Source organism: Cobetia sp. D5 (assembly GCF_035666195.1).
GTDB classification, from domain to species: domain Bacteria; phylum Pseudomonadota; class Gammaproteobacteria; order Pseudomonadales; family Halomonadaceae; genus Cobetia; species Cobetia amphilecti.
On record NZ_CP142020.1, the window covers coordinates 4122499 to 4144684 of the forward strand.

Here is a 22186-nt window from a genome sequence, read left to right on the forward strand (position 1 = left end):
CTACCACCGCGCCCTGCAGGTCTGTCAGCAGAATGGCCGATCTCAGGGAAAAGGATCAGGGGCAGAGCAAAGGATCAGAGCAAAGAGATAGAACGAAACAGGGCCACAATGAAAAACAGGGCCACAACGAAAACAGGGCCACAACGAAAACAGGGCCACACCTGTCGGTATGGCCCTGCTGTCGTCATCGTCGTGGGCTTGCCTTCACCTGGAAGGCACTCCGTCAGATGGCGTGACTAGCGAATGTCTGCCTCAACCCCGGCAGTACTTAGACGCTGTAGTACATGTCGAATTCAAGCGGGTGAGTCGCCATGCGCAGGCGCTGGACGTCTTCGCCCTTCAGCTCGAGGTAGGCATCGATCATGTCGTCGGTGAAGACGCCGCCCTGGGTCAGGAACTCACGATCGCCGTCCAGCGCGGTCAGGGCCTGTTCGAGGCTCTCGGCCACGGTCGGGATGGACTTGGCTTCTTCGGCCGGCAGGTCGTAGAGGTTCTTGTCCATCGCGTCGCCCGGGTGGATCTTGTTCTTGATACCGTCGATACCGGCCATCAGCATCGCGGAGAACGCCAGGTACGGGTTGGCCGTCGGATCCGGGAAACGCGCCTCGACACGCTTGCCTTTCGGGCTGGCGGTGTACGGGATACGGATGGAAGCGGAACGGTTGCGGGCAGAGTAGGCCAGCATGACCGGCGCTTCGAAGCCCGGCACCAGACGCTTGTAGGAGTTGGTGGACGCATTGGTGAAGGCGTTCAGGGCACGAGCGTGCTTGATGATGCCGCCAATGTAGTAGAGGGCCATTTCGGACAGACCCGCGTACTCGTCACCGGCGAACTGGTTGTCGCCATCCTTCCAGAAGGACTGGTGAACGTGCATGCCGGACCCGTTGTCACCGACCAGCGGCTTGGGCATGAAGGTCGCGGACTTGCCGTAGGCGTGAGCCACGTTGTGGATCACGTACTTGAGTTCCTGAACCTCATCGGCCTTCTTGACCAGGGTGTTGAACTTGACGCCGATCTCGTTCTGGCCGGCGTTCGCCACTTCGTGGTGGTGAACTTCGACTTCCTGACCGATGGCTTCCAGGGTGTTGCACATGGCAGCACGGATATCGTGGAAGCTGTCGATCGGCGGGACCGGGAAGTAGCCGCCCTTCAGACGCGGACGGTGACCCAGGTTGCCGCCTTCCGGCGTGGAATCGGTCGCCCAGGCACCTTCTTCGGAAGAGATCTTGAACATGGAACCGTTCATCTCGTTCTTCCAGTGCACTTCGTCGAAGATGAAGAATTCCGGCTCCGGACCGAAGAAGGCGGTGTCGCCCAGACCGGTGGACTTCAGGAATTCCTCGGCGCGCTTGGCGACGGAACGCGGATCGCGCTCATAGCCCTGCATGGTGGCCGGCTCGATGACGTCACAGCGCAGCACCAGGGTGGTGTCTTCGGTGAACGGGTCGAGGAAGGCAGTGCCGTCGTCCGGCATCAGGATCATGTCGGATTCGTTGATGCCCTTCCAACCTTCAATGGAGGAACCATCGAACATCTGACCGTTCTCGAAGAATTCTTCGTCAACTGTGCGCGCCGGGATGGAGACGTGCTGCTCCTTGCCCTTGGTGTCGGTGAAGCGCAGATCAACCCACTTGACTTCGTGTTCTTCAATCAGGGCAAGTGTCTTCTCAGCCATGGTAATTCTCCGATGGAGCCGGCGGCTCTGGTTACAGTTGGTGTCAGCGTTGTCTGGGGTTATTGCTCTATTTTGTAAGCCTTTTCTCTCATGGTCGGCGTCGTTATGCCAGCCATCAGACAGGATGCTCTAACAATGCAGCGAGCGTGCCAGAATGGCGCACGCCACATCGCTCATTTCAGTAAGCCCATGAATATGCTGAAAAAAAACATCACCATCTTCATGCATGCAGCACGAAAACCCGACCAAAGATGGGCCGACAAGGTGCAAAAAATCTTGCCGCGCAGTGCAGATTCATCATTTGAGTGCACCAAAAAACGCCATTGCTCCACATTGGTGCAAAACACTGAATCCGGGGAATTTTTCCACTCACACCCGATGATCACGTCAGCATCACATTGCGGTCATTTCTTTCTTTCATCCTCATGTTTGCCTCGACTCACAAGTTTTTTTCATCCGCGACAAGGGCGCGGAAAAGACTTGAGAGACAACCATTTGGGCACTTCAGGCCAATTGAAGGCACTCGCTGACTCGCCTCGTGAATGCACGATGCTGGCAGGAGGCATGCCATGCCCCCTATAATGCGCCCCAAATCACAAGCGCCCGGTACGCGAGCGCCCATTTTCCGCACAGGTTCCCGTCGTGATCGAGAAACTTCGCAACATAGCCATCATCGCCCACGTTGACCACGGTAAAACTACCCTGGTCGACAAGCTCCTGAGTCAGTCTGGCACCCTGGACCGCAAGGCCGAGGGTCAGGAACGCATCATGGATTCCAACGACCAGGAAAAAGAGCGCGGCATCACCATTCTCGCGAAGAACACCGCGATCCAGTGGAACGACTACCACATCAACATCGTGGATACCCCTGGGCACGCTGACTTCGGTGGCGAAGTCGAGCGCGTGATGTCCATGGTCGATTCCGTGCTGCTGCTGGTCGATGCCGTCGATGGCCCGATGCCGCAGACTCGCTTCGTGACCCAGAAGGCATTCGCCCAGGGCCTGAAGCCGATCGTCGTCGTCAACAAGATCGACCGTCCGGGCTCTCGTCCTGACTGGGTCGTCGACCAGATCTTCGATCTGTTCGACAACCTGGGCGCGACTGACGAGCAGCTCGACTTCCCGATCATCTACTGCTCTGCCCTCAACGGCATTGCCGGTATGGATCCGGAAGACCTGAAAGACACCATGGACCCGATGTTCCAGTCCATCGTCGACATCGTCGAGCCGCCGAAGGTCGAGCTGGACGGTCCGTTCCAGATGCAGATCTCCGCACTGGACTACAACAGCTACGTCGGCGTCATCGGTCTGGGTCGCATCAAGCGCGGCGCCGTCAGCCCGGGTCAGCAGGTCTCCATCATCACCAAGGAAGGCGCTGTCCGTAAGGGCAAGATCGGCCAGGTCATGACTCACATGGGTCTGGACCGCGTGCAGACCGACAAGGCGACTGCCGGCGACATCGTCTGCATCACCGGTATCGAGAACCTCGCGATCTCCGACACCATCTGCGACACCGCCACTGTCGAGGCGCTGCCGCCGCTGACCGTCGATGAGCCGACCGTCTCCATGACCTTCCAGGTCAATGACTCTCCGTTCGCCGGTCAGGACGGCAAGTTCGTCACCAGCCGCAACATCCGTGAGCGTCTGGACCAGGAACTGATCCACAACGTCGCACTGCGCGTCGAACAGGGCGAGACTCCGGAGAAATTCGTCGTCTCCGGTCGTGGTGAGCTTCACCTCTCCGTTCTGATCGAATCCATGCGTCGTGAAGGCTTCGAGCTGGCCGTGGGCCGTCCGGAAGTGATCATCAAGGAAATCGACGGCAAGAAGCAGGAGCCGTACGAAGAAGTCATCATCGACTGTGAAGAGCAGCACCAGGGCTCCATCATGGAAGAGCTGGGCTACCGCAAGGGCGAGCTGACCAACATGAACCCGGATGGCAAGGGTCGTGTGCGTCTGGACTTCATCATCCCGTCTCGCGGTCTGATCGGCTTCCGTGGTCAGTTCCTGACCCTGACCTCCGGTACCGGCATCCTGACCAGCCGCTTCGATCACTACGGTGATCTGAAGGAAGGCGCAGGCGTCGAGCGTCGCAACGGCGTCATGATCTCCATGGTGCCGGGCAAGGCGCTGTCCTACGCCCTGTACACCCTGCAGGAACGTGGCAAGCTGATCATCGGTCACGGTACCGAAGTCTATGAAGGCATGCTGGTCGGTATCCACAACCGCGCCAACGACCTGGTCGTGAACCCGACCAAGGCCAAGAAGCTCGATAACATGCGTTCTACCGGCAACGATGAAAACATCGTGCTGACGCCGCCGATTCGCTTCACCCTGGAACAGGCGATCGAGTTCCTGGATTCCGATGAGCTGGTGGAAGTCACTCCGCTGCACATCCGTATCCGCAAGAAGTACCTGAAAGAGAACGAGCGCAAGCGCGCCAGCAAGTAAGCTGGCCCAGCCTGCCCCCTGCCTGATGGCAGGGGGCATCGTGCTCAAACGCAAAAGACCCGCCAACTCGGCGGGTCTTTTGCGTTTGAGCACTTTTCGCTGTTGCCGCAAAGGACAGCATGACCATCTCTCTAATACTTATGAATGTCATTGCAGGAAGTGCGTCGCTATTAGGGCTCGCAGAATAAGGGAACTTTGCGCGATACCTTGGCCTGAGGCATCTCTAACACTTAAATGAGGGTTATATGAGGCATATTCGTGTTGCGCATATAGCGTCTTCATTCAGAGCATGCCACACGCGGCCAACGCCCCTGCGCAACGTAATGTCTTGATCTGTTGATAGCGCGCAATCACACGTCACCGAGCGAGGATAAATCGTCGAATTCTAATGATGCGTCGCGTTTGAACGACGCAAAAACGAGACGTCGATGCGCAGTCACTAGGGTCAACGCAACGGAGCAGGTATCTTCTGCCGGAGCTTTCTTTATGCATATCCTGCAGTTAACGAAGACTTGTTCGCCACACGCCACCCGGAGCAGGGTCCTCTTACCGATCCTCGTGAGCACTCGCCATGTGTCGTCATTGCCAAGCCAGGTGTGTGCAATGCGTCACGAATACGCTCCAGAAGACCCGTATGAAAGGATTCAGCAATGAGCATCAAGCAACGCCTCGAAGTCCTGCCATGGGACACGCTGGCGCGTTACCGCCTGATCGAGATCATCGCCTTGTGGGAGGGGCGAGTCACTTCGCGTCATCTGGGCAACGCCTTCGGTATCGCCAGACAGCAAGCCTCGCGCGTCATGAAGACCTACCGCGAGACGGTCGCCGAGAACAATCTCGAGTATGACCCCGTCATCAAGGGCTACCGTCCGTCGGCGAATTTCTGCCCCATGCTGACGCGGGGTGAGGTCGATGAATACCTGCAATTGCTGGGCAATCACGACAATCTGAATCCGCATTTCACCGGGTTGGGGCTAGGCCAGGCAAACACCGAGGCCCTGCGCCTGCCGTCACGCAGCGCCAGTCCGCCGGTGGTCAGGGCCTTGATCGAAGCCGCCAGTCAGGGCGCGCGTCTCGAGGTGACCTATGCCTCTCTCAACTCTCCTCAGGGAGAGGAGCGCATCCTGTGTCCGCATACGCTGGTCTACGCCGCTGGCCGCTGGCATGTGCGCGCCTTCTGCGAGAAGAACCGGGCTTTTCGTGACTTCGTGCTGTCTCGATTCCGCGCGGTGCCGGAGCTGTTCGGTGAAGCCCTCGAGGGCAGCCAGCGCGAGTGCGATGAAGGCTGGGAGACGCGCGTCACCTTGAAGCTGGGCGCCGACCCGCGCCTGACGCCCGCCGAGCGCGGCCTGATAGAGCAGGACCACGGCATGGTGGATGGCGAGCTGCACCTGCCGACACGCGGCGCTCTGGTGCAATACGTCCTGCGCGAGCTGGGCATCAATCCGGACCATCTGGAAGAGTCTCCGCGCGCCCAGCAGCTGGTCGTGCTCAATCGCGACGAGATCACTGACTGGCTGTTCGTCAGCTCCAGCGCCTGACGCGGGAGTGAGCGGGTCTGCCCTCGCGCTGACCTCAGTTGCCTGAATGGGCTATCCATCGCCGAGCGAAGTTTATATGATGACTTCTGCACACAGTCCTTCGCCCTTCCCGGCGGAGGGCTGTTTTTTTGGTGTCCAGCAAGGCCTTGCTCGCAAGGGGCTGACACCACGACTGACAGGAGGTCTCATGGCCACACTTCCCTCGATCATCATCAATCGTCTGGACGCCGAACGCCTCGAGCGCCTGATTGATCGCGTTGCCGCCGCCGACCGTCAGGTGGCAGAACAGCTTGAGGACGAGCTGGAGCGCGGCGAGGTCGTCGAGCCTCACGAGGTGCCCGCCGATATCGTCAGCATGAACAGCCGCGTGGAGTTCACGGACCTGACCCGCCAGCAGACTCTGGTGCGCACGCTGGTCTATCCGCATGCGCTGCCCGGCCAGCAGGATGGCCTGTCGGTGCTGGCACCACTGGGGGCTGCCCTGCTCGGCCTCAAGGTCGGCAGCCTCATCGAGTGGCGGCTGCCGGATGGCAGCCTGCACGAGGTGCGTATCGAGGCGCTGCATTACCAGCCGGAAAGTGCCGGCGACCTGCACCGCTGACAGCGCCTAGCGCATCAGCAGGCGGCGGATAAGAGCATGGATGGCGCGCGCTGTCGGCCCGTCGGCATAGGGCGGATACATCAGTCGCGCGCCATTCATGCGTCCCTTGGCGAAGATTCCCTTGGCCTTGCTGAGCGTCTGGAAGCCTTCCTTGCCATGATAATGGCCCATCCCGGACGGCCCGATACCGCCGAACGGCATGTCATCCTGCGCCACATGCAGCAGGGTATCGTTCAGACACATTCCGCCCGCATGCGTGCCTTCGGTGACCCGCTGCTGTTCATGCTTGTCGTGGCCGAAGTAATACAGCGCCAACGGCCGGGGCCGGGCGTTCACATAGGCCATCGCGACGGATAGCGTATCCGCCGGTGCCTCCAGCAACGTGTCCTTCACACTCGTCTCGCCCTCCGCCTCATCCACTGCCCCCGGGTCCGACAGGCCGACGATCGGCAGCAGCGGGCCGAAGATTTCCTCCTGCATCACGCGCATCTCATCCGTCACCTCGAGCAACGCCAGCGGCGGCATCAGACGCTTCTCGACCAGCTCCGGGTCATTCCAGTCGGGACTGTCGACCAGAGGCCTGAGTGTCGCGCCCTTCGCCAGGGCGTCCTCGAGCACCTCTCGCAAGCGCTGGTACTGACGCTGATTGATGATGCGCGAATAGTCCTGCGTCTCGCAGAAGCGCGGATAGAAGCGCTGGAAGGCCTCGCCCAGCGCCGTGACCAGCAGCGGGACCTGCTCCTCACTGCACAGCACGTAGTCCGGCGCGACGCAGGTCTGGCCGGCGTTCATGCCCTTGCCGAAGGCCAGCCGCCCCGCCGCTTCACGACGCTGCGCCTCATCCGCCATCAGTTCACGCGACATGATCACCGGCGACTTGCCGCCCAGCTCCAGCGTCACGGAGGTCAGGTTGTCCGCCGCGGCGCGCATCACATGCTTGCCGACCGCCGTGCTGCCGGTGAACAGCAGGTGGTCGAAGGGCAAGGCCGAGAAGGCCGCCGCCACATCGGCCTCACCGATCACCACGGCCACCTGCACCTCATCGAAGGCATCGAGCAGCATCACGCGCAGCGCCTTAGCGGTCTCGGGGGTGAACTCGCTCATCTTGATCATCACCCGATTGCCGGCACTCAGGGCGCTGATCAAGGGGCCGATCGCCAGATAGAGGGGATAGTTCCAGGGCACGATGATGCCGACCACACCCAGCGGCTGATAGACGACGCGCGCAGAGGCCGGTTGGAAGGCGACGCTGACATGGCGCTTGGAGGGCTTCATCCAGCCCTTCAGGTGACGGCGTGCATGACGAATGCCTTCGTAGCTCGGTACCAGTTCGGCCAGACGCGTCTCATGGGCGCTGCGGTGGCCGAAATCAGCGCTGATCGCCGCGATCAGGGCCTCCTCGTGTGACTTGAGCGCATCACGCAGCGAGGTCAGCCAGGCCTGGCGCTCATTGGCGCTGGGCATCGGCGACAGGCCATAGGCGGCGCGCTGGTCTTCCAGCAGCGCCTGCATGCGCGTGATCTCCCGAGTGGCAGCCTCGCTGCTCTCATTAGACGAGCCAGCAGACGAGACAACAGATTCAGGCGAAGCAGGATCAACAGGGGCGGCAGTCGTCATGAGAACATCCAGTGAGGGCCGGCAAAGCCGGCAGCGAAGGCAGACAGCCACGAGTATGGCGTACCAGTCGGTAGCGACCGGCGCGCGGAGAATCGCCAGCGTGGCTCATCCCGTTTTAGAACACTCGTTTGATGACGTCAAAGAAAGTCGCCTGCGCCGCTGGTGCACGCCGCAATGCAAAAAGCCCCCGCACCGTGAGGTACGAGGGCTTTTCGGGTGTCGACCGGCGATGGCGCCGGTGACGGGAATTCGTTGGCGCGCCCAGCAGGATTTGAACCTGCGACCCCTGCCTTCGGAGGGCAGTACTCTATCCAGCTGAGCTATGGGCGCGCATGCCAGGGTTGCAGTGAACCGAGGCGCGCTTATGGTAACGTCTTGATTCTACGATGTCGAGATATCCCGCCAGCCACGCGGTTGCTGCGCCTCCGGCGAGCGCTATACTGGCTCGATACACAGCCCCAAAAGGTGCACGCCATGCAAGCTCGCCGGCCAGCTGCTTTTCCCCTCAAGCGCTCTTCCCTGTCACTCTCATTGAGCGCGATGCTGTTCAGCGTGCTTGTCAGCGCGTCCGCACAGGCCGCAGACAACTCCCGCGAGGCGATTGCCGAGCGACTCAAGCCGGTGGGCGAGCTATGCGTGAAGGGCGATGCCTGCGCCGGTGATGCCTCGGCAGCGAGCTCGCAGCCGGCGGTCAGCGGCGCTGGCGGGCAAGCCGATGCCGCCAGCGCGATAGACGGCGAGAAAGTCTACGGTGGCATCTGCATGGCCTGTCACACGACTGGCGCCGCCGGTGCCCCGCGCCTGGGCGAGGCCGGCGACTGGGAGGGCCGTCTCTCCAAGGGCGACGAGACGCTCTACACCCACGCCATCGAAGGCTTCAATGCCATGCCGGCCAAGGGCGGCAACCCGGCGCTTTCCGATGAGGAAGTGAAGGCCGCGGTGGACTATCTGCTCGACTCCGTGCGCTGAGTCTCAGCGCACAGTACCCGACAGTAAACATCAGCCCAGCAGCGAACGCAGGCCCGCGATGGCATCCCGCCCGCGGGCCACTTTCTTCTCCTGATCCTGCGGCTTGTCGGCCCGCCCTTCCCACTCGAGGTCTTCTGGCGGCAGCTCATCCAGGAAGCGGCTCGGCACGCAGTCCATCATCTCGCCGTAGGTCTTGCGCTGGCGCGCCAGCGTCAGCACCAACGTACGGCGGGCACGAGTGATGCCCACGTAGGCGAGGCGGCGCTCCTCCTCCACCGTGTCCATCTCGATGGAGTTGCGGTGCGGCAGCAGGTCTTCCTCCAGCCCCAGCACGTAGACATGCGGGAACTCCAGACCCTTGGAGGCATGCAGCGTCAGCAGCTGCACGCGGTCGGAGTCATCTTCCTCGGCCTGCTGCTCGAGAATGTCGCGCAACACCAGGCGTGAGATGGCCGCCGCGACATCGCCGGTCTCGGTATCGCCGATCATCGCCTCGCTGCCTTCGAGCTCCTCCACCTCTTCCTGCGGATTGCCGCTGATCGACTTCTCGAGCTGATCGACCAGAATCCAGACGTTGGCCATGCGCCGCTCGGCGATCTTGGGCGCACTGGCGTTCTGGTATAGCCAGCCTTCGTAATCCACCTCGCGGAACAGCTCGCGGATGGCGCTGATCGACTGGCCGGCATCCATCTCGCGGCGCACGCGGTCCAGCGTATGGGTGAAGCGGCCGAGGCGGTCCAGCGCCCGCTCGCTCAGCTGCTCGCGCAGGCCCATCTCGCTGCAGGCGGCGTAGAGCGACACGCCACGCCCGGTGGCGTAGTTGGCCAGCTTCTCCAGCGTGCCCGGCCCGACTTCCCGCCGCGGCACGTTGACGATGCGCAGGAAGGCGTTGTCGTCCGCCGGATTGATCAGCAGACGCAGGTAGGCCATCGCGTCCTTGATCTCGTTGCGCCCGAAGAAGGAGGTCCCGCCGGAGAGCTTGTAGGGAATCTGGTAGTGCTGCAGCTTCAGCTCCAGCAGGCGCGCCTGGAAGTTGCCGCGATAGAGCACCGCGAAGTCACGCCATTCGGCGCCTTCCTTGATGCGCCGCGTGAGGATCTCGCCCGCCACGCGCTCGGCCTCGGCCTCTTCGTTGCGATTCATGATGATGCGGATCGGGTCGCCATCGCCCATCTGCGACCACAGCGTCTTGTCGTAGACGTGGGGATTGTTGGCGATCAGGGTGTTCGCCGCGCGCAGGATGATGCCGGTGGAGCGATAGTTCTGCTCCAGCTTGATCAGGTTCAGGCGCGGGAAGTCCTCACCGAGGGTGACGAGGTTCTCCGGGCGCGCGCCGCGCCAGGCGTAGATCGACTGGTCATCGTCGCCCACCACCGTGAAGGTCTGGCGCTCCTGCATCAGCATCTTCACCAGCAGATACTGGCTGATGTTGGTGTCCTGATACTCATCGACCAGCATGTAGTGGATGCGCCGCTGCCAGCGCGCCAGCACCTCGGGGTGATCACGGAACAGCACCACCGGCAGCAGGATCAAGTCATCGAAGTCGACCGCGTTGTAGGCCTTGAGATGCCGGTTGTAGGCCTCGTAGATCACCGCGGCGTACTGGGCGTCTTCATCCTCGGCATGCGACAGCGCCGCCCCGGGCAGGATCAGGTCATTCTTCCAGGTGGAAATCTGACTCTGCACCGCGTTGATCTGCTCGGCGTCGGTGTCGGCTTCCTTGTGCATCAGCTCCTTGATCAACACCTTGGCGTCATCGGTGTCGAACAGCGAGAAGCCCGGCTTGTAGCCCAGTGTCTTCAGCTCGCCGCGGATGATGGTCAGGCCGAGGGTGTGGAAGGTCGAGACGATCAGCCCGTGGCCCTCGCGGCCCTTGAGCATCTTGCCGACACGCTCCTTCATCTCGCGCGCCGCCTTGTTGGTGAAGGTCACGGCGGCGATGTTGCGTGCCTTCATGCCGCATTCCTGCACCAGGTAGGCGATCTTGGTCGTGATCACGCTGGTCTTGCCTGATCCGGCACCGGCCAGCACCAGACAGGGGCCATCGATGGCGCGCACGGCTTCCTGCTGGCGGGGGTTGAGCTTGGCGAGGCGATCACGGATCTCGGTCATCACGGTGTCCTGCTGGGCGAAGAAAGGGAGCGGAAATGCATCTCACGCGGGCGATGGTCGGTCAATCGAGGGCTGGCCGATCAGTCGAGGGCTAGCCGATCAATCGAGAATTGCGGCGCCGGCGAAATCGAGCTGACGCCAGCTTTCATAGACGACCACGGCGACGGCATTAGACAGGTTCATGCTGCGGCTGTCGGCCAGCATCGGCAGGCGCAACACCTGCTCGCGGGGCAGGCTGTCGAGCATCGCCTGCGGCAGGCCGCGTGTCTCGGGGCCGAATACCAGCGCATCACCGGCCTGGAAGCTGGCCTCATGCGGCGCGGTGCGACCACGCGTCGAGAGCGCGAAGACCCGCGAAGGTGTCACGCTCGTCATGAAGTCATCGAGGCTGGCATGGCGCTGTACGCGAGCCCACTCATGATAATCGAGACCCGCCCGACGCAGGCGCTTGTCGTCCAGCTCGAACCCCAACGGCTCGATCAGATGCAGGCGGTAACCGGTGTTGGCACACAGCCGGATGATGTTGCCGGTATTGGGCGGAATCTCGGGCTGATAGAGCACGATATCGAGCATGAGCAGACTCGCGGCAGAAGGCGAAAACAGGGGGCTGGCCGGCGATGCTCACCTGGCCATGACAACGCAAAGCGGGCCCCGAAGGGCCCGCCATCTTACCGCAATGCGTGACTCACGCGGAGCACGCGTTGCCGAGAACCCGCCTCAGAACTGCAGACGCATGCCGACCAGCGGGCCGGAATCCAGCGTGCGTTCGTCACGGTTCTCGAAGTCAGCCTTCACCTTGCGGTAGCCGACATAGCCTTCGACGTTGTCGATGACCTGATACCGTGCGCGCAGGCCGTATTCGTAGCTGTGCTCGAGATCGTTGCTGGTCGCGACGTCCGGGGTCACGTAGCCGTAGCCACCCAGCGAGACGCGCGGTGCGCCCGGCAGGTAGTAGTAGCCGTAGCCGCCGAGGCCCAGACCGCCGCCGTCACCGTGGTCGGTGTCGTACTGGCTCCAGCGTGCGCCGAGGCCCACGTCGTATTCGCTGGTGCGCTCGGTGCCCAGCAGCTGGACGTGACCGGCCGTGACGTCGTCGTGGTCATCGCTGGACAGGATACCGCCGCCGAGCTGGACGCCATTGCCGATCTCGCCATTGATTTCGCCCTGAACGGCTTCACTATTCAGGTTGAGGTCAGCGTTGCCGGCCATGGCCGGGGCGGACAGACTGGCAGCGAGGATGGCTGCCGAAAGGCCGAGAATGTTACGGTGAGCTGTCATGTATGCACCTCTGTACGTGACTGGGAAGGTAATGCTGCGCGGGTCATGAACGCTCTCAGGCGCCCTGGAGACCGTATTGCGCACGGTAGTCGCGAATCGCGACCGCATGCCCAGACAGTTCCTGCTGTGCGTATTGTTCCAGATATTCGAGCACCTGGTCGAGCGTCACGATACTGACCACGGGCATGGAGAAACGTGCCTCCACTTCCTGAATGGCGCTGTTCGCCTTCAGGCCTCCCTGACCATCGGGAGCGCGCTCCTGACGGTCCAGTGCGATCACGACACCCGCCGCCTTGGCACTCTCGGCGTGGATGATCTCCATCACTTCGCCGATGGCGGTGCCGGCGGTGATGACATCGTCGATGATCATCACGCGGCCTTCGAGGGGCGCGCCGACCAACGAGCCCCCTTCACCGTGGGTCTTGGCTTCCTTGCGATTGAAGGTGAACGGCATGTCACGATCATGATGATCAGCCAGCGCCACGGCCGTCACGGCACCCAGCGGGATACCCTTGTACGCCGGGCCGAACAGCACATCGGCCTCCAGGCCTGATTCGACGATGGCACGCGCATAGAAGCGTCCCAGACGCGCCAGGGCCTGTCCGGAGCGGAATAGACCAGCATTGAAGAAGTAGGGGCTCACCCGCCCGGACTTGAGCGTAAACTCGCCAAACCGCAGCACGTCCTGCTCGATGGCAAACTCAATGAACTCCCGCTGGTAGTCCTGCATCCGATATCACCTTTGAATTCGTTAGCCATTTACCAAATCGTCTAAAGCTCGGGTATCATACAGGCGCGACGAACCAGGGACCACGTATGAAAATCGCTACAGTTAACGTCAATGGTATTCGAGAAGCGGTCAGCCGCGGCTTCCTCGACTGGCTTGCCAGTCAGGACGCCGACGTCGTCTGCATCCAGAACCTCAAGGCCAAGAGCTTCGAGCTCGACGACAGCATCCTCTACCCGGAAGGGTACGAAGGCTACTTCCTGGACGCCGAAAAAGACGGCTTCTCAGGGGTTGGCCTCTATTGCCGCCAGATTCCCAAGGCCATCATGTATGGACTGGGCTTCGAGCAGTGCGATAACGAAGGCCGCTACCTGCAGGCCGATTACGACCGCTTCAGCATCTGCTCTTTCCTGATGCCTGACGGAAGTGATCCGGCTGCCAAGGGCGCCTTCATGGAGCAGTATCAGGAATACCTCAGCAAGCTGCGCCGCAAGCGTCGTGATTACATGATCTGCGGCACCTGGCATGTGGCCCACAAGACTGTCGACCTCGCCAACTGGTCCGACAATCAGATGACGCCGGGCTTCAAGCCGGAAGAACGCGCATGGATGGATCAGGTCTTCGGCCCGATCGGCTTCATCGACGCCTTCCGCGAAGTCAACCGCGATGCCGACCAGTACTCCTGGTGGCCAGCGCTGGACAGTGACCAGCCGCGCGCCCGTCAGGAAGGCTGGCGCCTCGACTATCAGGTCATCGACCCGAACCTGCGTCGTCACATCAAGGACGCCTGGATCGACACCGATGCCACCTTCAGCGAGTTCGCACCGGTCATCGTCGAGTACGACCTCGAGCTGTGATGCACGCTGTCACCCCTTGAGCGTTCGGCCTCGGGCCACCCTGCCAGTCGCATGATGTGCCTTCGGGCACTGACGAAAACGCCCCCATCGCGCAAGCGGTGGGGGCGTTTTCTGTCTGGCATCAAGCGTTCATGACGCAGCGCTCATGACATGACACTCACGACACAGCACTCATGACATGGCGCTCATGACACAGCACCGTGTCGCAGAACTCAGGCGTCGGCCGGCATGCCGAGTGCGGCGCGCTGCGCGGCGAACAGCTGCTCACCGGTACGCTCGGCGAGATCCAGCAGGGCATTGAGCTCAGCGCGATCGAAGGCCGCGCCTTCGGCCGTGCCCTGCACCTCGATCAGCCCCTTGCCTTCGGCCATCACGACATTCATGTCGGTATCGGCCTTGCTGTCTTCCGGGTAGTCGAGATCGGTGACCGGCACGCCCTTGTAGATGCCGACCGAGACGGCGCTGACCAGGCTCACCAGCGGGTCGGTCTTGATCTTGCGCTCACGCTGCAGGCCCTGCAGCGCATCGACCAGTGCCACACAGCCACCGGTGATCGCCGCGGTACGCGTGCCGCCATCGGCCTGCAGCACATCGCAGTCGATGGTGATGGTGTATTCGCCCAGCTTCTTGAGATCTACCGCAGCGCGCAGCGCACGGCCGATCAGACGCTGGATCTCCACCGTACGGCCACCCTGCTTGCCACGCGCCGCTTCACGATCATTACGGGTATGGGTCGCACGCGGCAGCATGCCGTACTCGGCGGTCAGCCAGCCCTTGCCGGAACCGCGCAGCCAGCGCGGCACGCCAGCCACGACAGAGGCGGTGCACAGCACGCGGGTCTCCCCGAACTCCACCAGCACCGAACCCTCGGCGTGACGAGTGAACTCACGGGTCAGGCGGATCTCGCGCGGCTGCTCCGGGGTACGGCCACTGGGACGGGTCACGTTGGCTTCGCTCATGGGGATTCCTTGTAGCAGTATTCGGGAGGCCAGAGTCTACACGCCGCAGCCACGGGCGACGACCTTCGCACCGCGCGGGCCGGACCTGCTCCTGATCACTGGGCGCTCAAGAGCGGCACGCGTACACTTCAGGCTATCAGCGCGGTCGCTCATGCACCGCCCCTCTTCTGACAGCCAACCGACAAGGAGCACGTCATGGTCCACAGCATGACCGCCTTCAGCCGCCAGACCCATGAAGCCGACTACGGCACCCTGACGCTGGAGCTGCGCTCGGTGAACCAGCGCTATCTCGAACCGCACTTCCGCCTGCCCGACAGCCTGCGCGAACTCGAAAGCGCCTTCCGCGAAGGCCTGCGCAAGCGCCTCAACCGCGGCAAGGTCGAACTCTCGCTGCGCTTTGACGCCGAAGCCGGTGCCGACAGCCTCGCCGTCGATGCCAGACGCCTGGGTGAACTCAGCCGCGTGCTCGCCGAAGTCGGCCAGCACTGCCCGGACGCCCCGCAGCCCTCACGCCTCGCCCTGCTCGACTACCCCGGCGTGCTGGTGCGCGAAGGCGCCGATCAAGAACGCATCAAGGCCGATGCCCTCAGCCTGTTCAAGCGCGCGCTGGACGAGCACATCGAAGGCCGCGCCCGCGAAGGCGAACGCCTCGCCGAGCTGATCAGCGCACGCCTCGATGGCGTCGATACCCACGTCGCCGAAGTCCGCCGCCTGATGCCCGACATCCTCGCCCGTCAGCGCGAGAACCTGCTCGCTCGCCTCGAAGAAGTCCGCGCCACCCTCGACCCGCAACGCCTGGAAGCCGAACTGACCCTGATGGCCCAGAAAGCCGACGTCGACGAAGAACTCGACCGCCTCGACACCCACGTCGGCGAAGTCCGTCGTCAGCTCACCCAGAAAGGCCCCATCGGCCGCCGCCTCGACTTCCTGATGCAGGAACTCAACCGCGAAGCCAACACCCTCTCCTCCAAGTCCGTCGTCGCCGACACCACCCGCTGCGCCGTCGAGCTCAAGGTGCTGATCGAACAGATGCGCGAGCAGATTCAGAATATCGAGTGATATCCCGCCAAAGGAGTTAGCCGGATGAGCAGACCCGAACCATGGAGTGGTGAAGAAGTCACAGCGATTGTCGAAACGTACAAGAAGATGCTGGTTGCAGAACTTTGCGGCCAGCATTACGTGAAAAAGGACCACAATCGTGAGCTTGCCGAGAAATTAAATAATCGCTCAAAGGCTTCTATCGAATTTAAGCACCAAAATATCAGTGCCGTGCTGCGCGATGCCGACTGCCCCTATATCAACGGCTACAAGCCGAGGAGTAACTATCAGGGCATGCTGGTCGATGTTGTTGAACGCCACCTACTGCGTACTGAGCTATTCGATCAGGCAGCACGCAATGCAGCAGACCGGCCGGTCATTGATGCACCGGCCCCCAAAGATACTTCCATCATTGTCACGCCACCGGAATCTAAGACGCCTCAGACCAGCGTGCAAGAAGCCAAGCAGGGTTACGCGACGCCCACGCCGGTTAAGCGCGACTACCTGGCGCGAGAAGCCCGCAACCATGCACTGGGGAGTGCCGGCGAGCGCTTTGTGGTGGCCTTTGAGAAGATGCGCCTTAGAAAAGAAGGCCACACATCGCTGGCCGAGAAGGTCGAGCATGTGGCGGAAACCCAGGGCGATGGCTTGGGCTATGACGTCCTGTCCTTTGATGCGGATGGACGAGAGCGTTGGATCGAGGTGAAGACAACGGCATTTGCCAAAGAGTGCGCTTTTTTCATCACGCCAAATGAACTCAAGTGCTCGCAAGCCAATCCTGAGCACTACCATCTTTTCCGCATCTTTAGCTTCTTAACCCAGCCCAACATGTACTGCTTGAGGGGCGACCTCTACCCGCAATTGACGCTCAACCCGCAGAGCTATCGCGCGCACCTGCTGTGAATATCTGGCACCCGTCCCTCAGCAATTGAAACTCTGCCCGACAGGCGCCATCTTGTTTCCATCCCTCGGCTGAGGGCTTTTCCGCTCAAGGAGTCAGGCATGTCTATCGAACAAGTGCTGTACCGTGCAGAAGCCACTACCACTGGGGGTCGTGAGGGCAAGTCGCGTTCTTCCGATGGGGCGCTGGATGTCACCCTGAGCACACCGAAGGAGCTGGGTGGTGGTGGCGGTGAAGGTACCAACCCGGAGCAGCTGTTCGCGGCGGGTTACTCTGCCTGCTTCATCGGTGCCATGAAGCACGTGGCCAGCACTGACGGCGTGACGTTGCCGGAAGGCCTGGAGATCACCGGCAAGGTGGGCATCGGCCAGATTCCGGCCGGTTTCGGTATCGAGGTGGCGCTGGATATCAGCCTGCCGGGCATGGACAAGGCCGAGGCGGACGCGCTGGTCGAGAAGGCGCATCAGGTGTGCCCGTACTCCAACGCGACGCGTGGCAACATCGATGTGACGCTGAACGTCAGCGTCTGATGGCTGACGACTGATCGCCAGACACGAAAACGCCGCCCCTCGGGGCGGCGTTTTGGATGGTGCGAGACGCGCATGGCTTGCGAGCGTGGGGGCTGATCAAACGCCCTGCTCGCGCGCCATGCGGCGGGCAATCAGCGGAGCGTTCCACAGGCTGGGCAGCAGAATCAGCGACACCGGCACGGCGGTGACGACAATGAAGGATTGCAGCGCGTTGATGCCGCCATCGCCCATCGAGATCAGCAGCGCCGCGACCACGCCCATCATCAGGCTCCAGAACACGCGCACGCCGCGCGGCGGATTGTCGTGGCCACTCATCACCATCGAGACCGCGTAGGTCATCGAGTCACCGGTAGTGGCGACGAACAGCGTGGTCAGCACCAGGAACAGCACCGAGATGGTGAAGCCGAACGGCAGCTGCTGGGTGATGGCGATCAGCGCTGCCGGCAGATTGAAGCCGGTGAACGGACCGGAGACGCTGCCCGGGTTGCTCAGCTCGAAGGCCAAGCCGCTGCCACCAATGATGGTGAACCACAGGCAGGTGACCAGCGGCGAGATGACCGCGATCAGCAGCACCATCTGACGCAGGGTGCGGCCACGCGAGATACGCGCCACGAACATCGCCATCAGCGGACCATAGCCGATGAACCAGCCCCAGAAGAACAGCGTCCAGCCATTCAGCCAGCCATCGTCACCCCGGAAGGAAGACATGGCGACGAAGTCACCGACGTAGCGCACCAGGCCCTGCGGGAAGGCTTCGAGCAGGAAGCCGGTCGGGCCCATGATCAGGATGAACAGCAGCAGCGCGCCGCCGAGCAGGACGTTGGTGCTGCTCAGGAACTGGATGCCACGGGTCACGCCGCTGACGGCCGACAGGGTATAGATGACGGTCAGTACGAGCAGCAGCGTGAGCTGGGTCGCGTAGGTATCGGGAATGCCGAACAGCGCATTGAGGCCATAGCTGACCTGCAGGCCGAGGAAGCCGATGGGGCCGACGGTACCGGCCACCACTGCCAGCACGCAGCAGGCATCGACCAGCGCACCGATGGGGCCACGCATGACGCGGTCGCCGAACAGCGGATAGAGCAGCGTGCGCGGCTTGAGCGGCAGGCCCTTCTCGTAGTGCAGGTACATGAAGATGATGCCGGTCAGGCTGCCGAGCATCGCCCAGGCCAGAAAGCCCCAGTGCATGAAGCTCTGCGCCAGCGCGTTGTAGGCGGCATCGGCATTGCCCGTCGGGGCGTCCGCGCCGAATACCGGCGGCGGCGAGGTGAAGTGAGCGATCGGCTCTGCCGCTGCCCAGAAGACACCACCACCCGCCAGCAACGTGCACAGGATGATGGCCATCCAGCGCAGCGTCGAGATATCTGGCGCCGCCAGCCCGCCCATGCGCACCCGTCCGGTACGGCCGATGGTCAGCACGATGGCGATGACGAAGGTCGCCAGCATCAGCGCTTGCCAGTAGGCACCGAAGTATTGGGTCGAGACACCGAAGGCACTCTGGATGAGCGCGGAGACAGCGTCGAGATCCACCAATGCGGCGATGGCAAACACTGCCAATACGCCACCACTGATGATGAAGACGGGCCAGTCGATACCTTGCGGGGTGTGTGCGGGTTCAGCGGGGGGATTTACCGGTGTGGCGGAGCCGGACGAAACAGTCCGGGAAGAATCCGTCATTAGTCAGCCTCTGGGCATGATCTGAGTGACGGTGCAGTGTATCAGCCGTAAAACGCTGAACTATGACACAAGCCGTTGTTTTTACACCCATGTAACGCGACGTATCACCAAGCCTACAGCCGTTTTACATCCGGGCATCGGTGATAACAACTCATGACCTCCCTCGGCTGCCATCTTGCGGCCATGCCAGGCTGATCCGTGCATGACGACATGCAAAGGCCGCCCGAGTGGGCGGCCTTTTTCACATCAGCCAGTTACAGCCCTTGCTCACGCGCCATCTGCCGCGCGATACGTGGGGCATTCCACAGACTGGGCAACAGCACCAGCGAGACAGGCACCGCGGTCACCACGATGAAGGATTGCAGCGCATTGATGCCGCCATTGCCCATCGAGATCAGGATCGCCGCCACGACCCCCATGATCAGGCTCCAGAACACGCGCACGCTGCGTGGCGGGTTGTCGTGCCCACTCATCACCATCGAGATGGCGTAGGTCATCGAATCCCCGGTCGTGGCCACGAACAGCGCCGACAGAATCAGGAACAGCACCGACATGATGAAGCCGAACGGCAGCTGCTGAGTGATGGCGATCAAGGCCGCCGACAGATTGAAGCCGCTGAACGGGCCGGAGACGCTGCCCGGGTTTTCCAGCTCGAAGGCCAGGCCGCTGCCGCCGAGAATGGTGAACCAGAGACAGGTCGCGAGCGGCGACAGGATGGTGATCAACAGCACCATCTGGCGCAGGGTACGCCCCCGCGAGATACGTGCGACCAGCATCGCCATCAGCGGACCGAAGCCGATGAACCAGCCCCAGAAGAACAGCGTCCAGCTATCCAGCCAGCCGCTGTCGCCGCGGAAGACCGCCATCGGCACGATATTGTCCAGGTAGTCGACCATGCCCAGCGGGAAGGCCTTGAGCAGGAATTCGGTCGGCCCGAAGAGCACGATGAAGAACAGCATCGCGCCGCCGATCAGCACGTTGGCACTGCTCAGGAACTGGATGCCACGCATCACGCCACTGACGGCGGACAGGGTGTAGACGAGGGTCAGGATGGCCAGCAGCACCAGTTGCGTCGCGTAGGTATCGGGAATGCCGAACAGCGCATTGAGCCCGTAACTGACCTGGATACCGAGGAACCCGACCGGCCCCACGGTGCCCGCGATGACGGCCAGTACGCAGCAGGCATCGACCAGCGCGCCGATCGGCCCACGCATCACGCGTTCTCCGAGCAGCGGATAGAGCAAGGTGCGTGGCTTGAGCGGCAAGCCCTTCTCATAGTGCAGGTGCATGAAGACGACGCCCGTCAGACTGCCCAGCACCGCCCAGCCGAGAAAGCCCCAGTGCATGAAGCTCTGCGCCAGCGCATTGTAGGCCGCATCGAGATTGCCGACCGGTGCCTCCGGCCCGAAGACGGGCGGCGGCGAGGCGAAGTGCGCGATGGGCTCTGCGGCGGCCCAGAACACGCCACCACCGGCCAGCAGGGTGCACAGAATGGTCGCCATCCAGCGCGGCGTGGAGATGTCAGGCGTCGCCAACCCGCCCAATACCACGCGCCCCGTGCGCCCGAAGGTCATGCCGACGGCGACGAGGAAGGTCACGATCATCAAGCCCTGCCAATAGGCGCCGAAGTAGGTGGTCGAGAAGTCGAAGGCGTGATTGATCAGGGCCGACACGCCGTCCAGGTCGATGAGCGCGGCGGCGACGAACAGCGCCATCACGCCTCCACTGAGGAGGAAGACCGGCCAGTCCAGACTGCGGGAGCTGTTGAGCGCTGTGAGCTCGGAATCAGGAAGTGATGCGGCTTGATCAGGAGAGGATGCGGTGTGATCAGCAAGAGATGCGGCGTGATCGGAAAGGGGAGCTGCTTGGGTTGCGGAGCCGGACAAGGCAGTCCGGGTGGTATCCGTCATTAGTCAGCCTCGGGGCATGATCTGAGTGACGGGGCAGTCTAACAGGCGAGAAAGCGCCGAATATGACACAAGTGATTGTTTTTACACCCATGTAACGCGACGTATCATCAAGCCAACAGCCTCATTACATGCCTGCCACCCCGTAACCGCCAGCGAGAGGCTCGCCGCGGGAGCGCGCAGCTGCGAGGATGGAGTCTCACGGTGGCCGCCCTCCCGGCCGCCTTCGATCCACTGCCGCTCGCGGCCCCTGCAACGAACGCAAGCCATGACCTCGCCCCGTCGCCGCGACTTCACCCCCGCGATGAAGCGTCGCAACCAGCATCTGCTCAAGGACGTGACCTGTGCCCAGAGCGCACCGCTCAATGTCGCCTTCATTCTCCTAGAGCATTTCTCGATGCCCGCCTTCACCAGCGCCCTCGATGTGCTGGTCACGGCCAATCTGCTCCGCGATATCCCCTTCTATTGCATTCACACCTTCGGGGTGACGGCGGGCAGCGTACGCAGTGATCTGGGCATCGACATCATGGCCAGCGCTGGGCTCGAGTCGCTGGGGCAGGCGCAGATCGACATGATCATCGTGTGCGGCGGCTACCGGGTGCAGCTGGACGAGATTCCCTTGCTGAGCGAGGTCTTGCGGCGAGCCGACCACCAGGGCTGTCGCCTCGGCAGCCTGTGGAATGGCAGCTACTTTCTGGCGGCCGCCGGCGTGATGGCGGGCCATCGCTGCACCATCCATCCCGAGAATGCGGCGCTGTTCAGCGAGTCATTCCCCCAGCTGGAGCTGTCACGCGCCCCGCTGGTGGTGGAAGCGGCGCGCTTCAGCTGCACCAATGCCGGCAGCGCCCTGAACATGATGCTGGAAGCCATGCGCCAGCGTCACGGCGATGACCTGGCGCGCAGTGTCGAGGAAATCCTCGCCTGCGAGCGCCCCGCGACACCCAGTCCCTGGCATCCGGACCAGACGCTGCCCGCGCCGGACAGCCAGCACCCGGAGGCACTGCGCACCATCCTCGAGCTGATGAGCAACAACCTCGAGGAGCCTTTGAGCATGAGCGAGATCTCACACTGCGTGACGCTGTCACGCCGCCAGATCGAGCGCCTGTTCACCCGCCATCTGGATACCACGCCCTCGCGCTACTATCTGGAGCTGCGCCTGACCCGGGCACGCCAGCTGCTGACACAGGGCAACGCCAGCATCACCGAGGTCACCGTGGCCTGTGGCTTCGTCAGCACCACCCACTTCAGCCACTGCTTCCGCGATTACTTCGGCATGTCGCCGACGCGCGCGCGTCAGCAGCGCTGACGGTGCCCTGTTGCTGACGTGCCGGTGCTGTTCCACAGAC

The 22186-nt window shown here is 62.3% G+C and carries 18 protein-coding genes and 1 tRNA gene; 9 read left to right on the plus strand and 10 right to left on the minus strand.

The features are described from left to right. Positions 1-268: 268 nt before the first annotated feature. On the minus strand, positions 269-1675 hold the full coding sequence (glnA, locus tag U0O11_RS17125) for a glutamate--ammonia ligase (RefSeq protein WP_043335758.1): 1407 nt from the start codon (positions 1673-1675) through the stop codon (positions 269-271). Between the two features lie 642 nt (positions 1676-2317). Between glnA and typA the strand changes: the two genes are divergently transcribed. From typA to rnk, 3 genes are all read left to right on the plus strand, one after another. Then, positions 2318-4126, plus strand: coding sequence for a translational GTPase TypA (typA, locus tag U0O11_RS17130; RefSeq protein ID WP_043335760.1), 1809 nt, complete (start codon positions 2318-2320; stop codon positions 4124-4126). Positions 4127-4776: 650 nt separating this feature from the next. After that, positions 4777-5667 carry a WYL domain-containing protein gene (locus U0O11_RS17135; RefSeq protein WP_043331776.1) on the plus strand — a complete coding sequence of 297 codons (891 nt, stop codon included), beginning with the start codon at positions 4777-4779 and terminating at the stop codon, positions 5665-5667. Between the two features lie 187 nt (positions 5668-5854). Then, the gene (gene rnk, locus U0O11_RS17140) at positions 5855-6268 is read left to right on the plus strand and encodes a nucleoside diphosphate kinase regulator (RefSeq protein WP_175090630.1); all 414 of its coding nucleotides are present in this window, start codon (positions 5855-5857) and stop codon (positions 6266-6268) included. Between the two features lie 6 nt (positions 6269-6274). Here the strand turns inward: rnk and U0O11_RS17145 are convergent, their stop codons facing one another. Both U0O11_RS17145 and U0O11_RS17150 read right to left on the minus strand, forming a co-directional pair. Further along, positions 6275-7780: a coniferyl aldehyde dehydrogenase gene (locus U0O11_RS17145; RefSeq protein WP_324690869.1), complete on the minus strand. Its 1506-nt coding sequence runs from the start codon at positions 7778-7780 to the stop codon at positions 6275-6277. A gap of 358 nt (positions 7781-8138) precedes the next feature. Continuing rightward, positions 8139-8215 (minus strand) — tRNA-Arg (locus U0O11_RS17150). A 144-nt stretch (positions 8216-8359) separates the two neighbouring features. On the opposite strand from U0O11_RS17150, the gene U0O11_RS17155 reads away from it, so the two are divergent. Next, positions 8360-8854 carry a c-type cytochrome gene (locus tag U0O11_RS17155; RefSeq protein WP_324690870.1) on the plus strand — a complete coding sequence of 165 codons (495 nt, stop codon included), beginning with the start codon at positions 8360-8362 and terminating at the stop codon, positions 8852-8854. A gap of 30 nt (positions 8855-8884) precedes the next feature. Here the strand turns inward: U0O11_RS17155 and rep are convergent, their stop codons facing one another. From rep to pyrE, 4 genes are all read right to left on the minus strand, one after another. Next, positions 8885-10966 (minus strand): DNA helicase Rep, encoded by a 2082-nt coding sequence (rep, locus tag U0O11_RS17160; protein ID WP_054556336.1) that lies wholly within the window; start codon positions 10964-10966, stop codon positions 8885-8887. 99 nt (positions 10967-11065) lie between these two features. After that, positions 11066-11539 (minus strand): tRNA (uridine(34)/cytosine(34)/5-carboxymethylaminomethyluridine(34)-2'-O)-methyltransferase TrmL, encoded by a 474-nt coding sequence (gene trmL / locus U0O11_RS17165; RefSeq protein WP_324690873.1) that lies wholly within the window; start codon positions 11537-11539, stop codon positions 11066-11068. A 144-nt stretch (positions 11540-11683) separates the two neighbouring features. Continuing rightward, positions 11684-12244 carry a YfaZ family outer membrane protein gene (locus tag U0O11_RS17170; RefSeq protein WP_153636709.1) on the minus strand — a complete coding sequence of 187 codons (561 nt, stop codon included), beginning with the start codon at positions 12242-12244 and terminating at the stop codon, positions 11684-11686. 55 nt (positions 12245-12299) lie between these two features. Next, entirely contained in the window at positions 12300-12974 is a 675-nt protein-coding gene (pyrE, locus tag U0O11_RS17175; protein WP_107335804.1) for an orotate phosphoribosyltransferase, read from the minus strand. Between the two features lie 86 nt (positions 12975-13060). Between pyrE and U0O11_RS17180 the strand changes: the two genes are divergently transcribed. Beyond that, complete coding sequence (locus tag U0O11_RS17180) at positions 13061-13828, plus strand: exodeoxyribonuclease III (RefSeq protein WP_043331765.1); 768 nt, start codon at positions 13061-13063, stop codon at positions 13826-13828. 212 nt (positions 13829-14040) lie between these two features. On the opposite strand, the gene rph is transcribed toward U0O11_RS17180, so the two are convergent. Next, on the minus strand, positions 14041-14787 hold the full coding sequence (gene rph, locus U0O11_RS17185; RefSeq protein ID WP_043331764.1) for a ribonuclease PH: 747 nt from the start codon (positions 14785-14787) through the stop codon (positions 14041-14043). Between the two features lie 195 nt (positions 14788-14982). Between rph and U0O11_RS17190 the strand changes: the two genes are divergently transcribed. The 3 genes from U0O11_RS17190 to U0O11_RS17200 all read left to right on the plus strand — a co-directional run bounded on the left by U0O11_RS17190 (position 14983) and on the right by U0O11_RS17200 (position 17256). Further along, on the plus strand, positions 14983-15846 hold the full coding sequence (locus U0O11_RS17190; protein ID WP_107335803.1) for a YicC/YloC family endoribonuclease: 864 nt from the start codon (positions 14983-14985) through the stop codon (positions 15844-15846). Positions 15847-15870: 24 nt separating this feature from the next. Continuing rightward, positions 15871-16728, plus strand: coding sequence for a DUF3883 domain-containing protein (locus U0O11_RS17195; protein ID WP_324690877.1), 858 nt, complete (start codon positions 15871-15873; stop codon positions 16726-16728). 99 nt (positions 16729-16827) lie between these two features. Next, entirely contained in the window at positions 16828-17256 is a 429-nt protein-coding gene (locus U0O11_RS17200) for an organic hydroperoxide resistance protein (RefSeq protein WP_054556341.1), read from the plus strand. A 96-nt stretch (positions 17257-17352) separates the two neighbouring features. Here the strand turns inward: U0O11_RS17200 and U0O11_RS17205 are convergent, their stop codons facing one another. Then, a complete protein-coding gene (locus tag U0O11_RS17205; protein ID WP_153636711.1) occupies positions 17353-18933 on the minus strand; it encodes a BCCT family transporter in 1581 nt (526 codons plus the stop codon). A 254-nt stretch (positions 18934-19187) separates the two neighbouring features. Beyond that, positions 19188-20843 (minus strand): BCCT family transporter, encoded by a 1656-nt coding sequence (locus U0O11_RS17210; RefSeq protein ID WP_324690880.1) that lies wholly within the window; start codon positions 20841-20843, stop codon positions 19188-19190. A 265-nt stretch (positions 20844-21108) separates the two neighbouring features. On the opposite strand from U0O11_RS17210, the gene U0O11_RS17215 reads away from it, so the two are divergent. Further along, on the plus strand, positions 21109-22146 hold the full coding sequence (locus tag U0O11_RS17215) for a GlxA family transcriptional regulator (protein ID WP_324690882.1): 1038 nt from the start codon (positions 21109-21111) through the stop codon (positions 22144-22146). Positions 22147-22186: the final 40 nt, after the last annotated feature.